Genomic DNA, 7,180 nt, shown 5'->3' with positions numbered 1-7,180 from the left:
GCCTTTGTGCCCATTTACGGCACCGTCGTCAGCTCGACGATTGCAATCATCATTGCCGTACCGGTCAGCCTGGGCATTTCCATCTTTCTTACCGAGGTGGCACCGCGTTGGATGCGCGGACCTGTCGGTACTGCAATTGAATTACTGGCTGCAATTCCCAGCATTATCTACGGTATGTGGGGTCTATTTGTGTTTGTTCCATTTATGGCCACCTATGTGCAACCGTGGATGATCGATCATCTCAGCGCGATCCCTTGGATCGGGATGCTTTTCGAAGGTGCTCCCATTGGTATCGGCATGCTCACTGCGGGGATTATTTTGGGAATCATGATCATTCCCTTCATCACCGCAGTCATGCGCGACGTGTTCATGTTGACGCCACCGGTATTGAGAGAGTCGGCGTTCGCATTGGGCGCAACAAAATGGGAGGTCATCTGGCACATCGTGTTGCCTTACACCCGCTCTGCCGTTATTGGCGCGATTTTCCTTGGCTTAGGGCGCGCACTGGGTGAAACGATGGCCGTGACATTCGTGTTGGGAAACGCCCACGATCTGACGATGTCGCTCATGCAGCCCGGAAACTCAATTGCAGCAGCGTTGGCCAATGAATTCACTGAGGCAGATTCGGAGATCTATCTCTCGTCGCTCATTGGACTCGGTTTCATATTGTTTGTGGTCTCGTTCATTACCCTCGCCATTGCAAAGCTGATGCTGTTGCGTACGGGCCATCACGACGATTCACACTGAGGAAAATCATGTCCAATCATTACTTCCGCAGACGCCTGTTTAATCGCATTGTGCTTGTCATCTCAACGATGGCGACGCTGTTCACGCTCTTTTGGCTGACCTGGATCATGCTGACGACGATCGTCAATGGTTATGAAGCCTTGAATTTGAAGCTCTTTACTGAAATGACACCACCACCAGGCGAAGCCGGCGGCCTGCTCAACGCCTTCTATGGCAGTGCGGTGATGGTGCTCATTGCAGTCCTCGTCGGTACTCCAGTCGGCATCTTGGCCGGAGTCTTCCTTGCAGAGTTTCATCGACGTACTCGAACGGGTGAAACTATTCGATTCGTAAACGACATTTTGCTTGGCGCACCATCGATCGTCGTGGGCCTGTTCATTTATGAGCTTGTAGTCCGGCAGATAGGACATTTTTCAGGATGGGCCGGCGGACTCGCTTTGGCAATTATCTTGTTGCCAGTGGTCGTCCGGACAACCGATGAAGCGTTACGCCTCGTTCCTCATTCCATGCGAGAGGCCGCATTGTCCCTGGGCATTCCAAAGTGGAAAGTCATTTCTATGGTGGTGTCGCGTGCGGCCAAGGCCGGTATTCTGACCGGTGTTTTGCTGGGCTTGGCTCGTATCAGTGGTGAGACCGCACCTTTGCTCTTTACTGCTTTAAATAACCAGTATTGGTCGCCGTCGCCAAATGGACCTATGGCAAACATTCCTGTCGTCATTTTCCAATTCGCAATGAGTCCTTATGAGCATTGGCATGCCCTCGCTTGGGCGGGCGCCTTGATCATGACGCTCTTTGTATTGTTTCTGGCCGTTACGTCTCGTTTCATTATCAATCGTGGGAAGACTATTCGATGAATTCTCTTGCTCGTTCTGAAGTCGGCCACGCAGCGGCGGTGTCTTCGAAGATTAGTGTCAGGAATCTGGATTTTTACTACGGTAAAAGCCATGCGCTAAAGAACGTTTCGCTCGACTTCCCGTCAGGAGAGATCACCGCCATTATTGGCCCATCGGGCTGTGGAAAATCGACCTTGTTGCGTGTCATGAACCGGGTGTATTCCATTTACCCGAAACAGCGAGCCGAGGGACAGGTCTTGTTGGACGGCGACGACATCCTGAACCCCAAATACGATATCAATCAGCTGCGCACGAGAGTGGGAATGGTGTTTCAGGCGCCGACGCCTTTTGCCATGTCGATTTACGAAAATATCGCCCTGGCTTTGCGCCATCATGAAGAACTGAGCAAAGGGGAGCTAGATTTTCGAGTAGAGACCGCATTAAGACAAGCGGCACTGTGGAATGAAGTCAACGGTGATCTGCACAAGAGCGCATTGGGCCTGTCCGGTGGACAACAGCAACGTCTTTGCATTGCACGAGCAGTGGCCACCGATCCTGAAGTGTTGCTGATGGACGAACCTACTTCGGCACTCGACCCTAAATCCACGTCAAAGATTGAAGAGTTGCTTCATGAACTGAAACAGACCTATACCGTGATCATCGTGACGCACAACATGCAACAGGCCGCACGGACGTCTGATCGGACAGCCTATATGTACTTGGGCGAATTGGTCGAATTCGGTAAGACGGAAGATGTATTTCATCACCCTTCGCACAAAAGGACAGAGGAATACATCACCGGACGGTTTGGCTGAAACAAGTACAGGAGGCCCTATGCAAAGCCATACCTCAAAACAGTATGATCACGAACTCGACGATCTTTTGCGGGGCATCGCCTTTATGGGCGGTCTGGTGGATCGGCAAATCGGACATGCACTGGAGGCAATGTCAGGGCGTTATGTGAGCGATCCATATGGAAAAATACAGGCAACGGAAGACGAAATCAATCAGTATGAAATCAAGCTGAATCAGCAATGCTCACACATCATCGCGTTGCGTCAGCCGATTGCAAATGATTTACGTCTAGTGATGTCTGTCGTAAAGACGGTCAATGATCTGGAACGCATTGGCGACGAGACCAAGAAAATCGGCGTGACCACCGTCAAGTTGCTGGAGTCCGCCCACTTCACTAACATCCTGCTGCAGGAACTTACTGCGATGCTGACCAAGGCAAGAAAGCTGGTTGCGTGGGCGTTGCATGCGTTGACAGAGCAGGATTTGAGCGCGACCGCGGCAATCCTGAATGAGGATAGTTCTATCGACGCTGATTACAACGACGTTTTGAAGAAGTTGATTTCTTTCCGACTAGGGACGCCTGAACAGGTCGCTGCCGCTGTCGACCTTGCTTTGATTGCCAAGGCAATTGAGCGCATCGGTGACCATGCCACCAATATTGCCGAAAGCCTGGTGCGTGTCGTTAAAGGAAAGGATATCAGTCACTTGCCGCGTGACAGTCAGACCTTACAGTTGCAGAGCGATTAAACCCTTGTCGGCATCAGGGATGCGTCGATTTGTATTACGTCGCCGTTTCCTTGATGCCGAGTTTTTTTGCTTTGTCCCACAACGTCTTTCTACTGATGCCGAGCGCGGCGGCCGCTTGCGTCATTTGCCCCCCATAGTGATCCAAAACCTGGATCAGATAGCGACGTTCCTGTTCCCGCGTGTATTCTGCAAGGCTGACGATACCGGAGGTGCCGGGTGCCTGTGCGCCGGCGATACCTTCAATGACAGTGCTGGCGAGGTCAAAATCTTCCGGTCGCAGCAACGGATGCGCTGTAAGCAGACAGGCGCGCTCGACGGCGTGTTTAAGCTCCCGTACGTTTCCAGGCCATTTCTGAGCGCACAGGAAATGCAAGGTTTGCTCAGAGAGCATCCTTGGCGAGGCCGGATGGGTCTGGTTCCATTGCTCCAGAAAAAGTTTGGCAAGCCAGGAGATGTCCTCGGCGCGCTCGCGCAAGGGCGGAACGCGTAGCTGAATAATGTTGATACGATAGTACAGATCTTCCCGGAACCGGCCTGACTTGACCTCTTCGCGGATATCCCGATGCGTGGCGGTGATAAGTTTGAAGTCGACCCTGATGGTTTTTTCGCTGCCCAACCGTTTAAAGGAGCGGTCCTGCAAGACACGTAGTAGCCGTACTTGGGCTGCGACAGGCATTTCCCCTATCTCATCCAGGAAGATGGTTCCGCCATCGGACTGCTCAAAATAGCCACGATGCGCCTTAACCGCCCCGGAGAAAGCACCTCGTTCGTAGCCGAACAGTTCTGCTTCAATGAGGTTTTCGGGGATGGCGCCACAATTGACGGTAATAAAGGGCTTAAGTTCTCCCACTGCTGATTGATGTAGTACGCGCGCGAGTTCTTCCTTGCCAGCGCCGGATTCACCGCTGATAAGAATCGAATTCCACTGATTCCCCAGTTTGACGGCCATCTCCTCTAGCCTGCGGATTTCGCGAGAAATCCCTAGTGTTGGCTTATTTGCTTTCGTCAACGGGCCACCACGGCCATCGGTCAAGAAACGGATGCGACTGACCAGGTGCTCCATCTCTAGAGGTTTAGTCAGATAGTCGACAGCCCCCTTCGATATCAGACGATCGGCCTGCGCAGGCGTACCATAGCCGGTGATGAAAATAGCCGGATAGTCGATGAACCCTTGGTCTTGGGCACGCTGATACAAGATCTCACCACTGATGTCCGGCAAGCGGATATCGCATATCAGGCAGTCGAACTTGCGTTGCTTCATGCGGCTTAGGGCCGCCGCGCCGGATTGAATCCATTCATGGTCTATCTGCTCCAGCATGAAGCGGTCGCAGATAGACTCACCCATGATTGGATCGTCTTCAATGAGTAAAACACTAGGCATATAAATTCTCCAAAGGAGCCTCGAAAATAGCGAGCGTGCCGCCGTCGCCTGGAATAGGCGCAATTTCGAGACTTCCATTCAACTGCTTGGTTAGCTGAAAGCAGACCCACAGGCCTAAGCCGGTGCGTCCGTACGCATCTTGTGTGGGAACCGCGAATTCGCGCTGGGAAGAAATCGATTGACCGTCGTTGGTCACATGGATGTGTAGCGAGGCTCGATCGCTGACGATCAGCACAGTGACTTGTCTCTCAGCCGCCTTAATTGCATTGAGCACCAGATTCAAGACAATTTGCCGAATGGGGACCGCTCTTATTCCCAGCTCGTTCTCCGGACAGGTGATTGTCCAATAGACCGAAATATTTCTAGCGCGCGCTTGTGGTTCTGTGAGGAGCTGTAGATCGTTGAAGTCTTTCAGCGTCAGCGGCGTGTGTTCGCGTCGCGCCTGGGCCATCAACGCAGACATGGAGTCTTGGATTTGTCGCAGGCCACGCTCAATAAGACTGATTGTCTTTTCAACGAAGGGATCATCGTAGCCATGCATTCTCAGATTGCTGACGGCGTTGAGCATGCCTCCAAGAGGATTGTTAATCTCATGCGCGACGCTTGAGGCGAGTTTACCGGCTAAGGCCATCCGCTCGGCAGATTGAATTTGTTGCTCTAACTGCTCCTTGTTTTCCAATTCGTGAAACATTGTGACGAATTCACGATGCAACTGCCCGATCTCATCGCTCCCGATGTCCGCATGGGGATCAATCAATGCGGCCTGTCGCTCCCCGATATTGGCCATGCCCATTCTCAAGCGATTGAGTGGGGAGACAATTTTTCGTCCCAGTTGCCAACCGAGCGGCACAATGACTGCCATTGCGATCGCAGTCAGAATCAGCATTCTCCACAGCAGATCTCGGACTTTGGGCAGCGTCGCATCCTGGCGGCTTAATACGAGGACCGTGCCAAGTCGTCCCGAGTCCTCCGAATACACCGCAGCGGCGCTACCGTAGACGTCGTTTGATCGCTCATTGGAGACGGAAAATAGGCCACTTGAGCGCTCTTTCTGATCAGTGTTTAAGACGAGTTTTCGTAGGCTGGACGGCAAAATGCTGAGTGAACTCATGACAGGGAATTTCATGGGGTCTGATGCGACCAGAATTTGTTTTTGATTGTTCAGTACGATGATTTCGGTGCCGGTATCCACTTCACTGGCGGCCAGAATCTGCTTGTAAACATCCCAAATTTCGTCCCGGGCGATGGCGCCTTTTGCCGACGCCGCAATGGTGCCGGCGATTTGTTGGACGCGTGTAAGCGATTCACTCTGAACGTAGCTGACCAACAAATAGTAGGTTGCGATGAAAACGCCGATGGCCGAGCCGATACTAACCAGGCAGAGCGCGAGCGGGACTTTGACGAGATAGCTGAGATTATTCAGTCGCATCGCATCCTCTACAGGCCTACGCGATGCATTGTTGCTTCAATTGACGCAAATTGTGCTGGTGTGCCGGAGCAGAAGCTGTCCAGGCGCAGTTCGCCCAATAATTGCCTGCCGCCCTCTGTCTCATGCATGGTCTGAAAGGCTGTTCGTAACCGTTCGGCTAAATGGCTATCGAGGCTCTTCAACGCCACGAAAGGTGGAAATCCGGCCGCTTCCGATGTGGACAATATTCGCGTCGCCTTAGTGCTGGAATCAGACAGCGCTGCAAGACTGTCCCAGACATAGCCGTCGACCGAACCTGCATTGGCCAATCCTTGGGCAACCGCACGAATAACGCTTTGATGCCCGAAAGTGAAAAAATGCTTTCGAAAGTAAGTCGAATCTTTGACATTGAGCGAGGCAAGCAGGCTTTGGGCGTACAGATAACCGGAGTTCGACAGTGGGTCGGAGTAGGCGAAGACGCTCCCTTTCAAATCAGTAAATGTGCGTGCATCTGGAATGCTGGTGCCGGCAATGATGTAGGAATGGTAGGTCGGGGTTCCTTGATAAACCGGGACAGCAATCAACTGCATCACCGCCTTATGCTGAACATACGGATAGCCGCAAATCCACGCGGTATCAATTGTTCCATTTAGCAATTTTTCGACGATATCGGCATAGCTACGGCGTTGAACGAATTCCACAGAACGCCCAATCGCGGCCTCCAGATACAACCGGAATCGACCTAAAAAGCCGGAGCGTTCATCCAGAAATACGGGAGTCAATCCAATGCGTACAGGAGCATCTGCCCACGCCAGAAGCGGCAGAGCACCAAGCTGTGCAACGAAGAGTCTCCGACTATTATTCATGGTGTTACGAAAATGTAACGTCTAAATTTATTTGACAGTATATTACGGCGAAGTAACAATGCAAGCACAATAACCGGAGACAGACGCGATGCTAGAACAACCTGTTCGATGGCTTAATTCCTTCGTGCCTGCGGTTTCGCTGCGTCCTTTAAGTGGCAGCGAGCCGGTGCAAGGCGCTATCGTTGATCGCTTCGCCAGGCCACTGCGGGACCTGCGCATCTCCGTCACCGATCGCTGTAATTTCCGCTGTACCTATTGCATGCCCAAGGAGATCTTCGATAAGGACCATACCTATCTTAGTTCGACTGCGATGTTGAATTTCGCGGAAATCGAACGTGTAGCACGTGCAGCAGCCCAGCTCGGCGTCACGCAACTGCGGCTTACCGGCGGGGAACCCTTGTTG

At 52.4% G+C, this 7,180-nt stretch carries 8 protein-coding genes; 5 read left to right on the top strand and 3 right to left on the bottom strand.

All coding sequences use genetic code 11. From position 1 onward, the window contains the following. From pstC to phoU, 4 genes are all read left to right on the top strand, one after another. On the top strand, positions 1-747 hold a 747-nt coding region (gene pstC, locus AKL28_RS22695), incomplete at its 5' end, for a phosphate ABC transporter permease subunit PstC (RefSeq protein ID WP_050470569.1). An 8-nt stretch (positions 748-755) separates the two neighbouring features. After that, positions 756-1,601, top strand: coding sequence for a phosphate ABC transporter permease PstA (pstA, locus tag AKL28_RS22690; protein ID WP_050470567.1), 846 nt, complete (start codon positions 756-758; stop codon positions 1,599-1,601). Continuing rightward, positions 1,598-2,395 (top strand): phosphate ABC transporter ATP-binding protein PstB, encoded by a 798-nt coding sequence (pstB, locus tag AKL28_RS22685; protein ID WP_050470566.1) that lies wholly within the window; start codon positions 1,598-1,600, stop codon positions 2,393-2,395. Before pstA ends, pstB begins: the two co-directional genes overlap by 4 nt. Positions 2,396-2,414: 19 nt before the next feature. Further along, positions 2,415-3,122: a phosphate signaling complex protein PhoU gene (phoU, locus tag AKL28_RS22680; RefSeq protein WP_050470565.1), complete on the top strand. Its 708-nt coding sequence runs from the start codon at positions 2,415-2,417 to the stop codon at positions 3,120-3,122. A 34-nt stretch (positions 3,123-3,156) separates the two neighbouring features. Here phoU and AKL28_RS22675 read toward each other — a convergent pair whose 3' ends face one another. The 3 genes from AKL28_RS22675 to AKL28_RS22665 are packed head-to-tail and all read right to left on the bottom strand — an operon-like array spanning position 3,157 to position 6,777. Beyond that, complete coding sequence (locus AKL28_RS22675; protein ID WP_050470564.1) at positions 3,157-4,503, bottom strand: sigma-54-dependent transcriptional regulator; 1,347 nt, start codon at positions 4,501-4,503, stop codon at positions 3,157-3,159. Beyond that, positions 4,496-5,932: a sensor histidine kinase gene (locus AKL28_RS22670; RefSeq protein ID WP_050470563.1), complete on the bottom strand. Its 1,437-nt coding sequence runs from the start codon at positions 5,930-5,932 to the stop codon at positions 4,496-4,498. Before AKL28_RS22670 ends, AKL28_RS22675 begins: the two co-directional genes overlap by 8 nt. 8 nt (positions 5,933-5,940) lie before the next feature. Beyond that, entirely contained in the window at positions 5,941-6,777 is an 837-nt protein-coding gene (locus AKL28_RS22665; protein WP_082221637.1) for a substrate-binding domain-containing protein, read from the bottom strand. 88 nt (positions 6,778-6,865) lie between these two features. On the opposite strand from AKL28_RS22665, the gene AKL28_RS24145 reads away from it, so the two are divergent. Beyond that, the coding region (locus tag AKL28_RS24145) for a radical SAM protein (protein ID WP_156226452.1) at positions 6,866-7,180 on the top strand (315 nt) is incomplete at its 3' end.

The sequence above is a fragment of the Herbaspirillum chlorophenolicum genome, from assembly GCF_001189955.1.
In the GTDB taxonomy this organism is placed as follows: domain Bacteria; phylum Pseudomonadota; class Gammaproteobacteria; order Burkholderiales; family Burkholderiaceae_D; genus Herbaspirillum; species Herbaspirillum chlorophenolicum.
The sequence above is the reverse complement of the archived record's forward strand: the minus strand, read 5'-3'. Positions and strand labels throughout refer to the sequence as shown.

What these genes read in the sequence shown, in the direction of transcription:
- AKL28_RS22675 (WP_050470564.1), bottom strand. Translation starts at nt 4,503, where the DNA reads ATGCCTAGTGTTTTACTCATTGAAGACGATCCAATCATGGGTGAGTCT.
- pstB (WP_050470566.1), top strand. Translation starts at nt 1,598, where the DNA reads ATGAATTCTCTTGCTCGTTCTGAAGTCGGCCACGCAGCGGCGGTGTCT.
- phoU (WP_050470565.1), top strand. Translation starts at nt 2,415, where the DNA reads ATGCAAAGCCATACCTCAAAACAGTATGATCACGAACTCGACGATCTT.
- AKL28_RS22665 (WP_082221637.1), bottom strand. Translation starts at nt 6,777, where the DNA reads ATGAATAATAGTCGGAGACTCTTCGTTGCACAGCTTGGTGCTCTGCCG.
- pstA (WP_050470567.1), top strand. Translation starts at nt 756, where the DNA reads ATGTCCAATCATTACTTCCGCAGACGCCTGTTTAATCGCATTGTGCTT.
- AKL28_RS22670 (WP_050470563.1), bottom strand. Translation starts at nt 5,932, where the DNA reads ATGCGACTGAATAATCTCAGCTATCTCGTCAAAGTCCCGCTCGCGCTC.